We start from the raw sequence: 17,266 nt of genomic DNA, 5'->3' as shown, positions 1-17,266 counted from the left end.
CCAACGATCACGACTTCCCGTTTTCCGCTCGTCCCTTTAAAGCGTTCGCGATCCTTCAGATTCGCTCTATGCGCTTTAGGGTTCTGATTTTACGCATGTCTTATCCCGAAACCGGTTCCCACCTTCGGGAGACATGCTTTAGGCTCGGGCGAGAATCGAAAGGCTGCAAAAATGTCCAGAATTTCCCCCGTCCTCGATCGTCTCGACCAGAATCTCGACCAAAGCCTGGAGCGGCTTTTCGGCCTGCTCGGCATCAAGTCTATTTCCACCGATCCCGCCTTTGCCGCCGATTGCCGCAAGGGGGCCGAATGGCTGGTCGCGGAGCTCAAGCTGATCGGCTTCGACGCCAGCATCCGGGACACGCCCGGACATCCGATGGTGGTGGCGCATCACGAGGGACCGGCGGGCGCGCCGCATGTGCTGTTCTACGGCCACTACGACGTGCAGCCGGTCGACCCGATCGAGCTGTGGGAAAACGACCCGTTCGCGCCGTCGATCAAGGAGATCGAGCCCGGCCGCAAGGTGATCACCGGCCGCGGCTCGGCCGACGACAAGGGGCAGTTGATGACCTTCGTCGAGGCCTGCCGGGCGTGGAAACAGGTGCATGGCAATCTGCCGTGCCGCATCACCATCCTGTTCGAAGGCGAGGAGGAATCCGGCTCGCCCTCGCTCAAGCCCTTCCTCGAAGCGAACGCCGCCGAGCTGAAGGCGGATTTCGCTTTGGTCTGCGACACCAGCATGTGGAACCGCGAGACGCCATCGATCTGCGTTTCGCTGCGCGGCATGGTCGGCGAGGAGGTCACCGTCAAGGCCGCCAACCGCGACCTGCATTCGGGCCTCTATGGCGGCGCGGCCGCCAATCCGATCCGCATCCTGGCCAAGGTGCTCGCCGATATTCACGACAAGGATGGCCACGTCACCATTCCGGGTTTCTATGACGGCGTCGAAGAGACGCCTTCGCAGGTGCTGAAGTCCTGGGAAGGGCTCGGCGAGACGGCCGAGACCTTCCTCGGAACGGTCGGGCTTTCCATTCCGGCCGGCGAAAAGGGGCGCTCGGTGCTCGAGCTCACCTGGGCGCGGCCGACCGCGGAATTCAACGGCATCATCGGCGGCTATACCGGCAAGGGTTTCAAGACGGTGATCGCCGCGGAAGCGTCGGCGAAAGTGTCGTTCCGGCTCGTTCACAAGCAGGATCCGAAGAAGATCCGCGCCGCCTTCCAGGCCTTCGTGCGCGAACGCATCCCCGGCGACTGCTCGGTCGAATTCCACCCGCATGGCGGCTCGCCGGCGATCCAGCTTTCCTACGACTCGCCGTTCCTGACCAAGGCAAAGGACGCATTATCCGACGAATGGGAAAAGCAGGCCGTCACCACCGGCGGCGGCGGCTCCATTCCCGTGGTCGGCGACTTCCAGACCTATCTCGGCATGGAATCGCTCCTGGTCGGTTTCGGCCTCGACGACGACCGCATCCATTCGCCGAACGAGAAATACGAGCTGACCTCCTTCCACAAGGGGCAGCGGTCCTGGGCGCGCATTCTCGACGCGCTGACCCGCTGAGCCGAAAATCACGAAAGACGTGAGATTCAACTTTCTGTTGATTTTTCTCCGGATCGCGGCGAGGACGAGCTTTCTAGCGCAATATGCAGCGTCCTTACGCATCCCTAGGGATGCGTGGCGCTGCAGGCCGCGATCCGGAGAAGAGAATGACCGATATTCGTTTCCATAAAAACGACTTGCCTGACCTGTCCCGCTACAATGTCGGGGCGGTGGCCATCGACACGGAAACGCTGGGGCTCAACCCGCATCGCGACCGGCTTTGCGTGGTGCAGATTTCGCCTGGCGACGGCAGCGCCGATGTCATCCAGATCGCGCCTGGCCAGAAGAAGGCGCCGAACCTCGTCAGCCTGCTCCGGAACCGCGCGATCACCAAGCTGTTCCATTACGGCCGCTTCGACATCGCCGTGCTCTACAACGCCTTCGGGGTGATGGCGGAGCCGGTGTTCTGCACCAAGATCGCCTCTCGATTGACCCGCACCTACACCGACCGGCATGGGCTGAAGGATCTGTGCAACGAGCTGCTCGGCATCGGCCTGTCCAAGGCGCAGCAATCCTCGGACTGGGCGGCGGAGACGCTCTCGCCCGAACAGCTCGAATATGCCGCCTCCGACGTGCTTTACCTGCACCGGCTGCGCGAGGTGCTGGCCGCGCGGCTGGCGCGCGAAAACCGTATCAAGGAGGCCGACGCCTGCTTCCGTTTCCTGCCGACGCGCGCCAAGCTCGACCTGATGGGCTGGGCTGAGGAAGACATCTTCGCGCATAGCTGACGGAACCCGGTGCGTTCTTGCCGGTTCATGGAGGGGCCGGTTCACGAAGGGGCCGGTTCATGGAGGGAATGAGATGGCAGAGCGCAAATCGATAGAAAGCGCGCCGAAGGACGGCTCGAAGGTCAGCATCCTATGGAAGGACGGCGACGGCGTCGTCAACGAATCCATCGGCCAGTATCGCGACGGCGGCTGGTGGGTCTATACCGACAGCGATACGCAAAAGAAGGTCGATCCGACGAGCTGGCGTCCCGCATCGGATGGCAATGACGACCAGTAGCGATCCGCTGCCTGGTCGTTTCAAAGCGGGTGTTAGGCTCGGCCGCAACAAGGGGGCGCAATGAGGCAGAACACGCTCTATCTCATCATCGGGGCGCTGATCGTGGTTGTCATCGCGCTCGGCATCTACGTCTATCGCGAGCAGACCAGGCCGAAAGGCGTCGAGCTCAAGATCGACGACAAGGGTATTTCGATCCAGCAGAATTGAGCACGGTGGCCGGCCGGGACAGGCTGGTGCTGTGAGGGGCTAGACTGGCTTTGCGAGACGATACTGCGCCGGGGGGATTTCGGCCGGAGATACAGGGACTGCGCGGGCTCGCCGTGGCTTTTGTGGTGATCTTCCACATCTGGCCGGCAGCGCTTCCCGGCGGCTATGTCGGCGTCGATATCTTCTTCGTCATATCCGGCTTCCTCATCACCGGTATGCTCGCCCGCATGGCGCTCAGCGATGGCGGCATCTCGCTTGTCGGCTTTTACAGCCGCCGGGTCAGGCGGTTGCTGCCGGCGGCGATCGTCGCGCTCTTGGTCACGCTCGCGGGAACGCTGCTGTTCGTGTCGGACGCATGGTGGGAAGAAACCGCCAAACAGGTGATGGCGAGCGCGCTCTACGTGCAGAACTGGCGGCTTGCCGAGCAGGCCGTGGATTATCTCGGCGCCGAGGACGCGCCGAGCCCCGTGCAGCACTTCTGGTCGCTGTCGATCGAGGAGCAGTTCTACATCGTCTGGCCGGTGCTGATGATCGGGGCGCTTTGGAGGGCCAGGCGTCGCGGGTATTCACCAATCCAGACGCTCATTACCGTGCTCGGCTTGGTCTTGGCCGGTTCGCTCGCGGCTTCCGTCGCTCTCACCCGATCCGATCCGGCATGGGCCTATTTCGTCACCCACACTCGGATGTGGGAATTGGCCCTTGGCGGACTCCTGGCGCTGACCCTCGACCGGTTCCAGCCGAACCGGCGTGTGCGCACAGCGATGGCTATCGCCGGCTTGTTGGCGGTATTTGCATCGGCGATCCTGTTTTCAAGGTCGACCGACTTCCCGGGCTTCAATGCGCTGCTGCCGACGCTCGGCACGGCCCTGATCATTGCGGCCGGCGGCATACGCATCGGTCGCTTCCGCGGCCCGGATACGGCCGCGCTGCGCTATATCGGCGACCGCTCCTATTCGATCTATCTGTGGCATTGGCCGCTGATCATATTCTATGTGGCGCAGCGAGGCTCGATCGGCCTGGTCGATGGTCTTCTGCTGATCAGCGCCACCCTGCTCGTTTCCGGTCTTTCCTATCGCTTCGTCGAACAGCCCTATCGCCATTCGCGTTCATCCACGGAATGGCGGCCGCTGATCGACGGCACGGTGGCGGTGGGGCTGTGCGTGGCGGTGGCCGGCGGGCTGGTCTACGCGATCGACCAGCAGCCCATCGACGTCAGCCTGATCGGAACGATCAATTATCCGGGACCTGCCGCCTTGCTGGCCAACGCTGCCGTCCCCGAGGGCGTCAAACCACTGCCTCCCCTCAGCAAGATCGGCGCCGACGTGCCCGTCATCTACCGGATGAAGTGTCATCAGGAGCAGAAGGGGACCGACGCGACCGGTTGCCTGCTCGGGGACCCGGCGGGCACGAGGACCATTGTCGTGATGGGCGACTCCCACGCGGCGCAATGGATACCGGCAGTGGACAAAATCGCCAAAGACAGGAAGTGGAAGCTCGTCACCTTCACCAAGGCGGCATGCCCGGTAACCCGAGTTGCCTTCCTTGACGACGGCAAGCCGTATGAGCAATGCGCGATATGGCGGGAGAGGGTTCTCGCCGAAATCGCGAAGTTGAAGCCCGATTTCGCGATCACCAGCCAGAGCAACTACGCCAGCGTTACACAGGATGCGATGATCGAGGGGTTGCGCAGCGTCTGGAACGAGCTGGCCGGGCAGGGCGTGCGCGTCATCGCGATCCGCAACACGCCCTTCAGCCTGTTCGATCCACGCAATTGCCTCGGAACCGATCCCGGCAAATGTGTCAATCCACGCAGCGAGGTCGAACGGGAAAACATCTACGCGCTCGCCGCCCGGTCCGTAGCGGGGGTGACCATGGTCGACATGAACGATGCGCTATGCGGCAAGGACAGCTGCTCCGCGGTGGTCGGCAACGTCGTCGTCCTGCGCGACAATCATCATCTTACGGCCACCTATGCGTTGGCGCTTGCACCCTATCTCGCCAAGGCCGCGGGCCTTTGAGCCGCGCCGGCCGCCGCCAACCTAGCGGATTCAGAAAATCGTAAGGAATTTCAAAAGGCTGCATAAACCCTGCTTTAACGCGCCTTTAAACTGCCGCATCTACTCTGCAACCCGAACGCCATCGGCACCGGGGCAGGCAAGCAAGAGCGCATGGCGAACCGCAGAGACAGTCGCATCGAACCGAGCTTCGAGGGCTCGCCGCGGGCGAAATCCTCCGATGGCTTTTCGGTGAGCGAGGAGGATCGCGTCGTGCCGCGTGCCCGTAAATCCCCTGCAAAAGGCAAGTCCGCCAAGGCGAAATCACGCGGTCGTGGCCGCGATCGCAACCGGCGGGGGCTGCTCGGTGTTGCCACCCGTCTGGTCTATTGGTGCTTCGTGCTGTGCATCTGGGGCGGCATCGCGGCGGCCGGCATCGTCGTCTATTACGGCGCCAAGATGCCGGCGGCCACCACATGGTCGATCCCGGACCGCGCGCCCAACATCAAGATCGTCTCGGTCGATGGCGGGCTGATCGCCAATCGCGGCATGTCGGGCGGCGAGGCCGTCGGCCTGCATGAAATGTCGCCCTATATCCCCGAGGCCGTCGTGGCCATCGAGGACCGCCGCTTCTATTCGCATTTCGGCATCGATCCGATCGGGCTGTCGCGCGCCATGGTCACCAACCTCATCGGCCGGCATTTCTCGCAGGGCGGCTCGACGCTGACCCAGCAGCTGGCGAAGAACCTGTTCCTGACGCCGGACCGCACGCTGGAGCGCAAGGTGCAGGAAGTGCTCCTGGCGCTGTGGCTGGAGCATAAGCACAGCAAGGACCAGATCCTCGAAATGTACCTCAACCGGGTTTATTTCGGTTCGGGCGCCTATGGCGTGGAGGCGGCTTCGCGGCGCTATTTCGGCAAGAGCTCGCGCGACGTGACCCTGTCGGAGGCTGCACTTCTGGCGGGCCTGCTCAAGGCGCCGTCCAAGCTTTCGCCGGCGCGCGACCCGAAGGCGGCCGAGGAACGCGCGCAGCTCGTGCTCGCGGCCATGCGCGGGGAAGGCAAGATCAGCGACAAGGAATACAAGGTGGCGCTGAGCGCGCCGGCGACGCGCGCGCCTTCCTACTGGACCGGTTCCGAAAACTATGTCGCCGACACGGTCATGGAGGAACTGCCCGATCTTATCGGCGATGTGCGCGGCGACATCGTCATCGACACCACCGTGGACCTGAACCTGCAGAAGCTTGCCGAACAGTCGATCCGCCGGCTGATCGACGAGAGCGGTAAGAAGCTCAACGTCACGCAAGGGGCGCTGGTATCGATCGACGATTCCGGGGCGGTGCGCGCCATGGTCGGCGGCTACGACTATTCGACCAGCCAGTTCGACCGCGCGTCCGAAGCGCGCCGGCAGCCCGGTTCGGCCTTCAAACCCTTCGTCTACATGGCGGCGCTCGAAGCCGGACGCACGCCGGACAGCGTGCGCAACGACGCTCCGATCAAAATAGGCAAATGGACGCCCGACAATTACGGCGGCAAGTACTACGGCAAGGTCACGTTGGCGACGGCCCTGGCCAAGTCGCTCAACTCGGTGGCGGCGCAGCTCACCATGGAGGTCGGGCCCGACGCCGTGGTGGAAGCAGCGCACCGCATGGGCATCCAGTCGGATCTCCAGTCCAACACCTCGATCGCCCTCGGCACTTCGGAAGTGACGCCGCTGGAATTGACCTCGGCCTATGTGCCTTTCGCCAATGGCGGCTACAAGCCGGATATCCACTTCATCCAGCGCATCACCACCGCCAGCGGCAAGGTGCTCTACGAGAACAGTGGCGGCGGCGCGCCGCGCGTCGTCAAGGCGGACATCGTCGGCATGATGAATTCGATGATGACGGGCACCGTCGAGGTCGGCACCGCCAAGAAGGCGGCGTTCAACTGGCCCTCGGCCGGCAAGACCGGCACCAGCCAGAACTCGCGCGACGCCTGGTTTGTCGGCTACACCGCCAACCTCACCACGGGCGTGTGGTTCGGCAATGACGACGGCAGCCCGATGAAGAAGGTCACCGGCGGCGCGTTGCCGGCGCAAGCCTGGCACGAATTCATGGTCGCGGCGCATGAGGGCGTGCCTGTGCGGCCGCTGCCCGGCACGTGGAAGTCGACGCCGTCCGATACGATCGTGCCGGACGAGATCCCGTCTGCGGACGCCTCGCAGCCGCCGCCAGCGCCGCCGGCCGCCGTTGGCCAGTCACGGCCTGTCGCCCAGGCGCCGGCGCCGCGCCAGGTGCGGGCCCCGGCCGAAACGGTCGATGCCGGCGGCTTTGGCATGCCGAGCGACAGCGGGGAAACCGGCTCGATCAAGCATCCTGTGCCGCCCGGCAATGTCGGCGGCCCGGCGAAAAAGCGGCAGACCTCGATCCTCGATATCCTCGGCGGCGGCTGACGCCCATTCCGATGGGATAGGAATGGTTTCAGCTTCTTTTTTGACCATGATCTTTTCCGGAAACCGGAACCCACTTTCCGGGATCATGGTTGCGGCGGCAACTTCACCTCTCGTAATGGCAAGCGCCTTCGGCTACATGTCCGGCCGGAGACCAAGCCCATGGCCGAAACCGACAGCAGAAAAACCATCGTGCTCACCGGCGCCAGCCGTGGCATCGGCCATGCCACCGTGAAGCGTTTTTCGCGCGAGGGCTGGCGCGTCATCACCTGCTCACGCCAGGCTTTCGCCGAGGACTGCCCGTGGCCGGCCGGACCGGAAGACCACATCAAGGTCGATCTCGCCGACCAGGAGGATGTCGGGATTGCCGTTTCGGAAATCCGCCATCGGCTGGAGGCGCATGGCGGGCAATTGCACGCGCTGGTCAACAATGCCGGTATCTCGCCGAAGCTCAGGACCGGCAGCCGCATGGATTCGATCGAGACGCCGATGCATGTCTGGCGCGATGTCTTCCAGGTCAATTTCTTCGCGCCGATCATGCTGGCGAGGGGGCTGTTCAAGGAACTCGCCGCCGCCAAGGGTTCGATCGTCAACGTCACCTCGATCGCCGGCACCAGAGTGCATCCCTTCGCCGGCACGGCCTATGCGACATCGAAGGCGGCGCTCGGCTCGCTGACGCGCGAGATGGCGCATGACTTCGGCCCGCACGGCATCCGGGTCAACGCGATCGCGCCGGGCGAGATCGACACCGCGATCCTGTCGCCCGGCACCGACAAAATCGTCGAAACGATCCCGCTGCGGCGGCTCGGCGCCACTTCGGAAGTCGCCGACATCATCTTCTTCCTGTGCTCCGGCCAGGCGTCCTACGTGACCGGCTCGGAAATCCACATCAATGGCGGCCAGCACGTGTGAGCGGCTAAAGCGCGTCGCGCTGAACGGGATTCAGGGCGACGCGCTTTAGCTCTTTGTTTGTGCATGTCGTTGTCCCAAAACCGCTGCGCACTTTTGGGCGACATGCATTAGCTTCAGGCCAAGGTGAGAACAGCCTTGCCGCTGAAGCTGCGCTGCCGCAGCGCGTCCAGGGCTTGTCCGATGCTCGTCCATGGCATGGTCATCGCCACACGGGTTTCCAGCCGGCCGGCCGCGACTAAGCCAAGCAGCCAGGCAATGTCGGTGCCGATGGCTAAACCGGACGTGTAGTAGGCGAAGGTCTGAAGCCTCGCGCCCTCGTGACCCGGAACAAACTGACGGAATCCGATCGGCGTGAGCTCGCCGCTGCTCGAGCCGAACATGACGATGGTTCCGCCGGGCGCGACATGTTCAATCGCCTCAGCGAGGCTTTTGCCGCCGACCGACTCCGTGATCAGCGAAAACGGCCCCTCGGCCAGTTCGATCGACTCGGCGACCTGGCCGGCGCCCAGATTGCGAAGATCATCGTGGTGCCGGGCTGATGCGACCGCCGTCACCGAAGCGCCCTGCTCGCGGGCGATCTGGATCTGGAAGCGGCCGACCGCGCCGCTCGCGCCGGTGATCAGGACCCGCTGGCCGGCCAGGTCTCCGCCATGGCGCAAGGTTCTCAGCGCCGTCGTGCCCGCCACCGGAAGCGTGGCGGCGGAGGCGAAGCTGACTCCGTCGGGTATTGCGGCAAGGCGGTCGGTCGGAACGGCAACACGTTCGGCCCAGCCGGCCTGGTCGACCAAGGCCGCAACACGGGCGCCTGCGGCCGGGCCGGAACCATCGGCTGCCGCGCGTTCGACAATGCCGACGATGTCCTGGCCGGGTACGAAGCCATCCGGACGGATGGCGAGCAGGCGCAGTTCGCCGCGGTTCAGCGACGTTGCGTGAACCGAGACAAGCGCCTCGTTGGCCATGGGTCGAGGTTCCTCGAACTCGGTGAGCCTCAGACCGGCGGCGCTATCGGGAGATGTGACCAGGGCGAGCATGGATCGTACCTCTTGTTGCTTGCGCAGCCGGCAACGCGATCGGCTGGCGCCGCCATTGCGCAAGCCGGAGACTATCGACTTCCCAGACCGAAGAATTTAGCTATCATGGCATTCAATAGCTAAAGGCAGTCAATCATGAGACAACCGCTCCGCTGGCCCTGGCTGGACTTCGATGTCGATGACGTGCTGTCGCCGGCGATCGCCGTTGGCGTCGACGTGACCGAGACCAGGGCAGAAGTGCCCGAGCACTGGCATCGCAAAGGGCAGCTCGTCTTCGCGCTCGGCGGCGGCGTCACCTGCCGCGTTCCGAGCGGGCTTTGGATGGTGCCGCCGCATTGCGGCGTGTGGATTCCCGGCGGCATGCAACACAGCAACGTCGCAACGGCCAATGCCCGGATTTTCTTCGTCTACATCGAGCCGGGCGCGGCCGACCTGCCGGATCGGTGCTGCACGCTGTCGATCTCGCCGCTGTTGCGCGAACTCATCATCGAACTGTCGGATTGCGCGCCGGATGATGCCAGGTGCGAGTTCCTGGGAAAGGTCGTGCTCGCCGAGCTGCCGCTTATGCCTGTTCAGCAATTGCACCTGCCGCTTTCGGCCGAGCCGCGGCTAAGGCGGATCGCCGAGGCGCTGGCCGACGATCCCGCCAATCGCAGCACCCTGGCGCAATGGGCAGACCGTGTCGCGCTCAGCGAGAGCAGCCTGGCGCGCCTTGTCGTGAAAGAGACCGGCTTGAGCTTCGGGCGCTGGCGCCAGCAACTGCATCTGATCGTCGCGCTTAGGGAACTGTCCGCCGGCGCCAGCGTGCAGCAGGTGTCGGGCGATCTCGGCTATGAATCCGTCACCGCCTTCATCACCATGTTCAAAAAAGCGCTGGGCAAGCCGCCGGCAAGATATCTCAGCGACATCTCGCAAAACGGCGGTTCCGCCTTCGTCGCTTGACAAACATCAGGCGGGCTGCGGACCGATCGCCATGGCAGGCTCGGCCGGAGGATCGTTGGGTTTGCCGGTCACCACCTCGACGATGCCGCGGGCGATCTCGCGCTCGCCCATGATCACGGTGTCGGCCCCCAGGCCTTTCAGGTGGTCGACCTCGGCGTCGGAATGGGCGCGCGCAATGACATTGATCCCCGGATTGGCCGCGCGGGCCCTGAGCACGACCTGCCCCGCCTCGAAGGCGTTGGGGATGGCGAGGATCAGCCGCTTCGCGCCTTCCGGATTCGCGGCCGAGAAGACGTCCGCATTGGCGGCGTTGCCGGCGACGGTTTCCACGCCATCGGCCTTCAGCTTCGCCAGCGTCTTGTCGGCATCCTCGATGACCAGGAAGGGCAGGGCGGCTTCCTTCAGCGCGGCGCCTACGAGGCTGCCGACGCGGCCATAACCGATCAGGATGGAATGGCCGGCAAGCGCCGTCTTTGGCGGCGGTCCGTCTTCCTTTCCCGGAACGGCCTGGACCGACGCGACCTGGCCGGGCTCGGTCGCTGGGCCGATAGGCCTTGCCTCTTCGACCGGCACTGCCTTGCCGGCGCGTGTTTCGAGCCACGGCTTCATCCAGTCGACGATCAGGAACATCAGCGGATTGAGCAGGATCGACAGGATGGCGCCCGCGAGGATCAGGTCGCGGCCCTGCTCGGGCAGCAGTTTCAGGCCGACGCCAAGCTCGGCCAGGATGAAGGAGAATTCGCCAATCTGGGCAAGGCTCGCCGAAATCATCAGCGCCGTCGCGATCGGATAGCGGAAGGTGACGACGATGATGAAAGCCGCGATCGACTTGCCGATGACGATGATGGCCAGCGTCGCCAGGATCGGCCAACTATTGCTGATCAGGCTGAACGGGTCGAACAGCATACCGACGGAGACGAAGAACAGTACCGAGAAGGCATCGCGCAGCGGCAGCGATTCCTCCGCCGCGCGGTGGCTGAGCTCAGACTCGCTCATGATCATGCCGGCGAAGAAGGCGCCCAGCGCCAGCGAGACGCCGAACAGCTTTGCCGCGCCGAAGGCGACGCCGAGCGCGATGGCCAGCACCGCCAGCCGGAACAGTTCCCGGGAGCCTGTGTGGGCGACGTAATGCAGGATCCACGGAATGACCCTGCGGCCGACCACCAGCATGACGACGACGAAGGCGGCGACTTTGGCGAGCGTGATGCCGACCACGCCCCATATGCCGTAGCTGGCTGGCAGCGAGAGCAGGCTCGCATGGTCATCGACCTGCGGCTGGCCGCCGAGCACACCGGCGAGCGCCGGCAAAAGCACCAGCGCCAGCACCATGGCGAGATCCTCGACGATCAGCCAGCCGACGGCGATGCGGCCGCGTTCTGTCTCGATCAGCCGCCGCTCCTGCAAGGCGCGCAAAAGCACCACGGTCGAGGCAACCGAAAGCGCCAGGCCGAAGACCAGGCCGGCGCCCGGCGACCAGCCGAGCAACCAGGCAAGCCCGACGCCCAGCAGCGTCGCAAAGCCGATCTGGACGATGGCGCCCGGCACGGCGATGGCACGCACGGACAGCAGGTCCTTCAGCGAAAAATGCAGGCCGACGCCAAACATCAACAGGATGACGCCGATTTCCGCGAGCTCATTGGCAAGGCCGGTGTCGGCGACGAAGCCCGGCGTGTTCGGGCCGACAAGCACGCCGGCGACAAGATAACCGACAAGCGGCGGGATGCGGAAGCGGTTGGCTAAGGCTCCGAAGACGAAAGCCAGCCCCAGACCGGCGACAATGGTGGCGATAAGGGGCGTGTCATGCGGCATTGTCTATGGAGCGCCTTTCCAAATCGGGATGTCGGATGGGCGCCTGCCGAGGCTGTCGCCTTCGGCAATATGGTGGAGGGGGCGGCGATGATGCAACCGCGGTCGTGCAGAAATCGACGCTGCCGGTGGCGCGCAACGGAGAATCGGCGCCCCGCCAAAGGGATGGCCGCGAGACACGATCCAGCCTGGGGCGCGGCTTGTCGCTTACGCCGTCTGCAGCAGGTTCTCGATATCCGAAATCGTGTGGTTGGTGAGCGTCTTGGGGATTTCGGCCTGCACTTTCTCGCCGACCTCCTTGTGCAGTTTCTGGCGCATCTCGCCAAGAACCTGCGGCGGCGCAATCAGCACGACCGCGTCGAACTCGCCGCGATGCGCGAGCTTGTAGAGCCGGTCGGCAATGTCGACAGCGAAACGTTCCTTGTTCAGGCGATGCCAATCGGTCTCCTCGATGGCGCTGCGAGGTCCCTCGTTGCCGTATCGGCCCGGCTTGTCCGTGCCTTGCTCGCGCGTGGCAGGATTGTCCTGCTCCATCTCCTGCACCACTTCCAAATTCGGGAACTTGTTGCCGCCCTGGTTGCGCAGGAAGAGCGCCTTTTCGCCATCGGCCACTACGACCCACAATCCGCGTTTCAGCTTGATGCTCATGGCGCTCCTCCTTTGCTTGCCTGGCTGTCGATCGAGGCTCGATCGACAGAATAGATCGGTAGCCCAACGTGCCGCGAAGCGTGATTGTTCCAGATAACGGCAAAGGGCCACTTGCCCCCCCGCGCGCAGGCTCATTGATCCGCGATTCAACCGGAGGCGGCTTTAATCTACTAACTTAGTAGAATTTAGAAAAAACTATTTTGCCACCTGTTGGGCATTGCGCTAAAAATTGCGACGGATCAAGGCGCTTACACGAGGCGCCCCGGCGGTCTTTGCCACAAAATAGAATTTTTTTCTCCCGCCTTTCGCAGTTGCGAAAAAGCGATTGCCTGCCCCCGAAGGACGCGCGAGTGCTTGCCTTCTGGTTTTTGGCGCGCACGCGTAAAACTGCCAAACTGTTCCACTATTGCTTATTGTCATGTCGCCAGCCAACGCCAAGCTCAATGCCTTTCCCGTCTTCATGCGGGTCGACGGCGAAGCCGTGGCCATCGTCGGCAATGGCGAGGAAGCGCTTGCCAAGGCGCGGCTGCTTTCGCAATCGAGCGCGGTGCTGCGCATCGTGGCCGACAATGCCGACCGCGGCCTGCTGGATTTCATCGCGTCGACCGGCGCCGTTCATATCGAGGCTCCCTACGAGGCCGCACATCTCCAAGGTTCGGCGCTCGTGTTTGCAGCCAGCGCTGATGAGGCACTCGATCGCCGCGTCGTCGAGGATGCGCGCCGGCTCGGCATCCCGGTCAATGCAGTTGACCGGCCGGAACTCTGCGATTTCTTCACGCCGGCGCTGGTCAACCGGGCGCCAGTCGCCATCGCGATCGGCACCGAAGGGGCCGGGCCAGTCCTGGCGCAGATGCTGCGCGGGCGTATCGACCGCATGCTGTCACCCTCGCTCGGCCGGCTGGCAGCCCTTGCCGCGTCCTTCCGCGCCGCTGCCGAGACGCTGCCGAGGGGCAATCGCCGCCGGCGGTTCTGGAGCGATTTCTTCGCCGGTGCGCCGGCCAAGGCAATCGAAGCAGGGGAATTCGCCGAGGCGCACGGTGCCGCGCTCGATCTTCTGAATGCCAATGCACCGGCCGAGGGCCACATCGCGCTGGTCGGCGCCGGTCCGGGCGCCGAGGATCTTTTGACGCTGCGCGCGCATCGCCTGCTGATGGAAGCCGATGCCATCGTCTACGATGCGTTGGTGCCGGAGGCGATCGTCGCCATGGGCCGTCGCGACGCCGAGCGCCTGCCAGTCGGCAAGCGCAAAGGTTGCCAAACCAAGAGCCAGGAAGAGATCAACGCACTGCTCATCGAGCTTGGCCGCGCCGGCAAGCGCGTGGTGAGGCTCAAGTCCGGCGATCCGCTGGTGTTCGGCCGCGCCGGCGAGGAAATGGCCGCACTGCGCGAGGCAGGGATCGCCTATGAGGTGGTTCCAGGCGTCACCGCCGCCTTTGCCGCCGCCGCCGATTTCGAACTGCCGCTGACGCTGCGCGGTGTTTCGTCCTCGATGGTGTTCACCACCGGCCACGACCTCAAGGGCAACTCGCTGCCTGACTGGGCCAAGCTCGCTATCTCGGGCGCGACCGTCGCCGTCTATATGGGCCGTTCGGTCGCTGCCGAAGTCGCCGGCCGGCTGATCGAAGCGGGGCTGTCGCCGGACACCGCGGTCGCCGTCGTCGAGAATGCCAGCCTCGGCAGCCGCCGCCGTTTCCACGGCACGCTTGCCGACCTGCCGTCGCTGGAGGAGCGCGCCGACCTCACCGGTCCGGTGATGACCATCATCGGCGACGCCGTCGCCGGCGCGAACTTCGAACAATCCGAGCCGCTCGCGGCACGTAAGCATGAGGGCGCGGCTTCGGCCGTCGCCGAAGGAGTTGAGCAATGAAGGTTCTGACCGCGAACAGGCTCTCCGACGGCATCGCCGTCTGGTACGCCGATGGCGGCTGGGCGGAAACGGTCGGCCATGCCGACATTGCCCATGACAAGGCGGCGGAGGACCGGCTGGAAGCGATCGGCGCCGCGGCCGGCGCCAACAATGAGGTGGTCGACGTCAACCTGATCGACGTCACAGTGGTCGATGGTTTGGCCGAACCGGTGCGGCTGCGCGAGAAGATCCGCGCCGCAGGTCCCACCATCCGCACCGACATCGGCAAGCAGGCGAACCCGCAACCCGCCCGCGCGGCATAGAACACAGGAAAACGGGCGGACGCGCCCGGAAAGACGAAGCATGTACCGTTACGACGAGTTCGACCAGGATTTCGTGAAGGCCCGTGTCGCCGAGTTCAGCGACCAGGTGCAGCGCCGGCTTGCCGGCGAGATCACCGAGGACCAGTTCCGGCCGCTCAGGCTGATGAACGGCGTCTACCTGCAATTGCATGCCTATATGCTGCGCATCGCCGTGCCCTACGGCACGCTGAACAGCCGGCAACTGCGCATGCTCGGCCATATCGCGCGCAAATACGACAAGGGCTACGGTCACTTCACCACGCGCCAGAACATCCAGTTCAACTGGCCGGCGCTGTCCGACATTCCGGCGATCCTGGCCGATCTCGCCAGCGTCGAGATGCACGCCATCCAGACCAGCGGCAACTGCATCCGCAACGTCACCGCCGACCATTTCGCCGGGGCGGCCGCCGACGAGGTCGCAGATCCTCGCCCCTATGCGGAAATCCTGCGCCAGTGGTCGTCGGTGCATCCGGAGTTTTCGTACCTGCCCCGCAAGTTCAAGATCGCGGTGACCGGCGCCGAGCGCGACCGCGCCGCCATCCAGACGCACGATATCGGCCTGCATCTGAAGAAGAACGCCGCCGGCGAGCTTGGCTTCGCCGTCTATGTCGGCGGCGGCCAGGGTCGTACGCCGATGGTGGCGAAAAAAATCCGCGACTTCCTGCCGGAAGCAGACCTTCTGTCCTACTGCACGGCGATCCTGCGCGTGTACAACCTCTATGGCCGCCGCGACAACAAGTTCAAGGCACGCATCAAGATCCTGGTCCATGAGACCGGCGTCGAGGAGATCACGCGCCAGGTCGAAGCCGAGTGGCAGGAACTGAAGGACGCCGAGCTGAAGCTGCCGGAAGCCGACATCCAGGCGATCAATGCCTATTTCGCGCCGCCAGCGCTGCGCGACCGGCCGGAAGGCGATGCGGCGGTGAAGCAGGCGCGGCTCGATTCCAAAAGCTTCTCGGAATGGCTAGACCAGAACGTGGAGACGCACCGCCATCCCGACTATGCGGCGGTGACGATCTCGCTCAAGGGCATCGGCGAGGTGCCGGGCGACGCCTCCGACAGCCAGATGGAAGCGGTCGCCGACATCGCCGAGAAATACGCCTTCGACGAGCTGCGCGTCAGCCACGAACAGAACCTGATCCTGCCGCATGTGGCGCGCGCCGACCTCAAGACGGTCTACGACGCGTTGGTCGAGATCGGGCTGGCGACGGCCAATTCCAACCTGATCAGCGACATCATCTCTTGCCCGGGCCTCGACTATTGCGCGCTGGCCACGGCGCGTTCCATCCCCGTGGCGCAGGAAATCTCGCGCCGTTTCGCTTCGCTGGAGCGGCAACGCGAGATCGGCGAATTGAAGCTCAAGATCTCCGGCTGCATCAACGCCTGCGGCCACCATCATGTCGGCCATATCGGCATCCTCGGCGTCGAGAAGAAGGGCACCGAACTCTACCAGGTGACGCTCGGCGGCTCGGCCGACGAGAACACGTCCGTGGGCGAGATCATCGGCCGCGGCTTTTCCTCGGAAGAGATCACCGATGCCATCGAGCAGATCGTCGATACCTATCTCGGCCTTCGGCTCAATCCCGATGAACGTTTTATCGACGCCTACCGCCGTGTCGGTCCCGCGCCGTTCAAGGAGGCGCTCTATGCTGGCGAAACCAAGGCCGCTTGACCGTATTGACGACGTCGAAGCCGGCGTTGCCGCCGAAGCGGCGGGGCTCGACGCGCTGCTCGGCCATCTGAAGCCGATCGAGATCATCGAACGCGCGGCACGCGAATCCTTCCGCGGCGAGGTTGCCGCCGTGTCGTCCTTCGGCGCGGACTCGGCGGTGCTCTTGCACATGATTTCGGAGATCGACCGCTCGCTGCCGGTTATCTTCCTCGACACCGGCAAGCATTTCGAGGAAACGCTGGGCTACCGCGACGCGCTGGTGGCCGATTTCGGCCTGACGGACGTCAGGGTGATCAAGCCGGAGGAAGCGGCGCTCGAACGCGTCGACCCGACCGGCAGGCTGCACGAAACCGACACCGACGCCTGCTGCAACGTGCGCAAGGTCGAGCCGCTGGCACGCGGCGTCGAACCGTTCCGCGCCTGGTTCACCGGGCGCAAGCGCTTCCAGGCTTCGACGCGCCAGGCACTGCCGGTCTTCGAGGCGGTCGGCTCGCGCATCCGCATCAATCCGCTGGCGCATTGGACGACATCGGACCAGGCCGCCTACATGCGCGGGCATGCGTTGCGCGAAAATCCGCTGGTCGCCTACGGTTATCTGTCGATCGGCTGCTTCCCCTGCACGCAGCCGGTGCAGCCCGGCGAGGATGCACGCAGCGGCCGCTGGGCAGGGCACGCCAAGACCGAGTGCGGCATTCACTTGTCGGGGCTGGAGAAGTCGCTGACCGACGCCTCGCTTTAGGGTATATCGCTATTCACGTGATGCCGGCCGGCAAGCGACGGCTGCTGGCCGCTTGCCGGCTCGCTTGGGACTCTTT

Annotated in this window: 15 protein-coding genes; 12 read left to right on the top strand and 3 right to left on the bottom strand. The window is 64.4% G+C overall.

Annotated features, from left to right (window positions below):
- Positions 1-171: 171 nt before the first annotated feature.
- The 7 genes from YU3_RS0106010 (at position 172) to YU3_RS0105980 (ending at position 8,144) form a co-directional block, all read left to right on the top strand.
- Positions 172-1,557: a M20/M25/M40 family metallo-hydrolase gene (locus YU3_RS0106010; protein WP_027165399.1), complete on the top strand. Its 1,386-nt coding sequence runs from the start codon at positions 172-174 to the stop codon at positions 1,555-1,557.
- Between the two features lie 146 nt (positions 1,558-1,703).
- A complete protein-coding gene (locus tag YU3_RS0106005; RefSeq protein ID WP_027165398.1) occupies positions 1,704-2,324 on the top strand; it encodes a ribonuclease D in 621 nt (206 codons plus the stop codon).
- 73 nt (positions 2,325-2,397) lie between these two features.
- Positions 2,398-2,601, top strand: a complete 204-nt coding sequence (locus tag YU3_RS0106000; RefSeq protein WP_027165397.1) for a hypothetical protein — start codon at positions 2,398-2,400, stop codon at positions 2,599-2,601.
- A 60-nt stretch (positions 2,602-2,661) separates the two neighbouring features.
- The gene (locus YU3_RS40400; RefSeq protein ID WP_027165396.1) at positions 2,662-2,808 is read left to right on the top strand and encodes a hypothetical protein; all 147 of its coding nucleotides are present in this window, start codon (positions 2,662-2,664) and stop codon (positions 2,806-2,808) included.
- 50 nt (positions 2,809-2,858) lie between these two features.
- A complete protein-coding gene (locus YU3_RS0105990; protein ID WP_280795287.1) occupies positions 2,859-4,826 on the top strand; it encodes an acyltransferase family protein in 1,968 nt (655 codons plus the stop codon).
- A 150-nt stretch (positions 4,827-4,976) separates the two neighbouring features.
- The gene (locus YU3_RS0105985; RefSeq protein WP_027165394.1) at positions 4,977-7,235 is read left to right on the top strand and encodes a transglycosylase domain-containing protein; all 2,259 of its coding nucleotides are present in this window, start codon (positions 4,977-4,979) and stop codon (positions 7,233-7,235) included.
- A gap of 159 nt (positions 7,236-7,394) precedes the next feature.
- Positions 7,395-8,144 (top strand): SDR family oxidoreductase, encoded by a 750-nt coding sequence (locus YU3_RS0105980; protein ID WP_027165393.1) that lies wholly within the window; start codon positions 7,395-7,397, stop codon positions 8,142-8,144.
- Positions 8,145-8,257: 113 nt separating this feature from the next.
- On the opposite strand, the gene YU3_RS0105975 is transcribed toward YU3_RS0105980, so the two are convergent.
- Complete coding sequence (locus YU3_RS0105975; RefSeq protein WP_027165392.1) at positions 8,258-9,175, bottom strand: zinc-binding dehydrogenase; 918 nt, start codon at positions 9,173-9,175, stop codon at positions 8,258-8,260.
- A 135-nt stretch (positions 9,176-9,310) separates the two neighbouring features.
- On the opposite strand from YU3_RS0105975, the gene YU3_RS0105970 reads away from it, so the two are divergent.
- A complete protein-coding gene (locus YU3_RS0105970) occupies positions 9,311-10,117 on the top strand; it encodes a helix-turn-helix transcriptional regulator (protein ID WP_027165391.1) in 807 nt (268 codons plus the stop codon).
- A 6-nt stretch (positions 10,118-10,123) separates the two neighbouring features.
- Here the strand turns inward: YU3_RS0105970 and YU3_RS0105965 are convergent, their stop codons facing one another.
- Together YU3_RS0105965 and YU3_RS0105960 are read right to left on the bottom strand one after the other, a co-directional pair.
- Positions 10,124-11,926 (bottom strand): cation:proton antiporter, encoded by a 1,803-nt coding sequence (locus YU3_RS0105965; protein WP_027165390.1) that lies wholly within the window; start codon positions 11,924-11,926, stop codon positions 10,124-10,126.
- Positions 11,927-12,130: 204 nt separating this feature from the next.
- Positions 12,131-12,571 (bottom strand): host attachment family protein, encoded by a 441-nt coding sequence (locus YU3_RS0105960; RefSeq protein ID WP_027165389.1) that lies wholly within the window; start codon positions 12,569-12,571, stop codon positions 12,131-12,133.
- Between the two features lie 418 nt (positions 12,572-12,989).
- On the opposite strand from YU3_RS0105960, the gene cysG reads away from it, so the two are divergent.
- The 4 genes from cysG to YU3_RS0105940 are packed head-to-tail and all read left to right on the top strand — an operon-like array spanning position 12,990 to position 17,190.
- Positions 12,990-14,438 (top strand): siroheme synthase CysG, encoded by a 1,449-nt coding sequence (gene cysG, locus YU3_RS0105955; protein ID WP_027165388.1) that lies wholly within the window; start codon positions 12,990-12,992, stop codon positions 14,436-14,438.
- Positions 14,435-14,740, top strand: coding sequence for a DUF2849 domain-containing protein (locus tag YU3_RS0105950; protein WP_027165387.1), 306 nt, complete (start codon positions 14,435-14,437; stop codon positions 14,738-14,740). The genes cysG and YU3_RS0105950 overlap by 4 nt, the downstream gene beginning before the upstream one ends.
- Positions 14,741-14,780: 40 nt before the next feature.
- Positions 14,781-16,451 carry a nitrite/sulfite reductase gene (locus YU3_RS0105945; protein ID WP_027165386.1) on the top strand — a complete coding sequence of 557 codons (1,671 nt, stop codon included), beginning with the start codon at positions 14,781-14,783 and terminating at the stop codon, positions 16,449-16,451.
- Complete coding sequence (locus YU3_RS0105940) at positions 16,426-17,190, top strand: phosphoadenylyl-sulfate reductase (RefSeq protein ID WP_027165385.1); 765 nt, start codon at positions 16,426-16,428, stop codon at positions 17,188-17,190. Before YU3_RS0105945 ends, YU3_RS0105940 begins: the two co-directional genes overlap by 26 nt.
- Positions 17,191-17,266 lie beyond the last annotated feature (76 nt).

Source organism: Mesorhizobium sp. WSM3224, assembly GCF_000427725.1.
Taxonomy (GTDB): Bacteria; Pseudomonadota; Alphaproteobacteria; order Rhizobiales; family Rhizobiaceae; genus Mesorhizobium.
The sequence above is the reverse complement of the archived record's forward strand: the minus strand, read 5'-3'. Positions and strand labels throughout refer to the sequence as shown.

Excerpts from the sequence above, each read along its gene's own strand:
- YU3_RS0106010 (WP_027165399.1), top strand. The coding sequence starts at position 172 with ATGTCCAGAATTTCCCCCGTCCTCGATCGTCTCGACCAGAATCTCGAC.
- YU3_RS0106005 (WP_027165398.1), top strand. The coding sequence starts at position 1,704 with ATGACCGATATTCGTTTCCATAAAAACGACTTGCCTGACCTGTCCCGC.
- YU3_RS0106000 (WP_027165397.1), top strand. The coding sequence starts at position 2,398 with ATGGCAGAGCGCAAATCGATAGAAAGCGCGCCGAAGGACGGCTCGAAG.
- YU3_RS40400 (WP_027165396.1), top strand. The coding sequence starts at position 2,662 with ATGAGGCAGAACACGCTCTATCTCATCATCGGGGCGCTGATCGTGGTT.
- YU3_RS0105985 (WP_027165394.1), top strand. The coding sequence starts at position 4,977 with ATGGCGAACCGCAGAGACAGTCGCATCGAACCGAGCTTCGAGGGCTCG.
- YU3_RS0105980 (WP_027165393.1), top strand. The coding sequence starts at position 7,395 with ATGGCCGAAACCGACAGCAGAAAAACCATCGTGCTCACCGGCGCCAGC.
- YU3_RS0105975 (WP_027165392.1), bottom strand. The coding sequence starts at position 9,175 with ATGCTCGCCCTGGTCACATCTCCCGATAGCGCCGCCGGTCTGAGGCTC.
- YU3_RS0105970 (WP_027165391.1), top strand. The coding sequence starts at position 9,311 with ATGAGACAACCGCTCCGCTGGCCCTGGCTGGACTTCGATGTCGATGAC.
- YU3_RS0105965 (WP_027165390.1), bottom strand. The coding sequence starts at position 11,926 with ATGCCGCATGACACGCCCCTTATCGCCACCATTGTCGCCGGTCTGGGG.
- YU3_RS0105960 (WP_027165389.1), bottom strand. The coding sequence starts at position 12,571 with ATGAGCATCAAGCTGAAACGCGGATTGTGGGTCGTAGTGGCCGATGGC.
- cysG (WP_027165388.1), top strand. The coding sequence starts at position 12,990 with ATGTCGCCAGCCAACGCCAAGCTCAATGCCTTTCCCGTCTTCATGCGG.
- YU3_RS0105950 (WP_027165387.1), top strand. The coding sequence starts at position 14,435 with ATGAAGGTTCTGACCGCGAACAGGCTCTCCGACGGCATCGCCGTCTGG.
- YU3_RS0105945 (WP_027165386.1), top strand. The coding sequence starts at position 14,781 with ATGTACCGTTACGACGAGTTCGACCAGGATTTCGTGAAGGCCCGTGTC.
- YU3_RS0105940 (WP_027165385.1), top strand. The coding sequence starts at position 16,426 with ATGCTGGCGAAACCAAGGCCGCTTGACCGTATTGACGACGTCGAAGCC.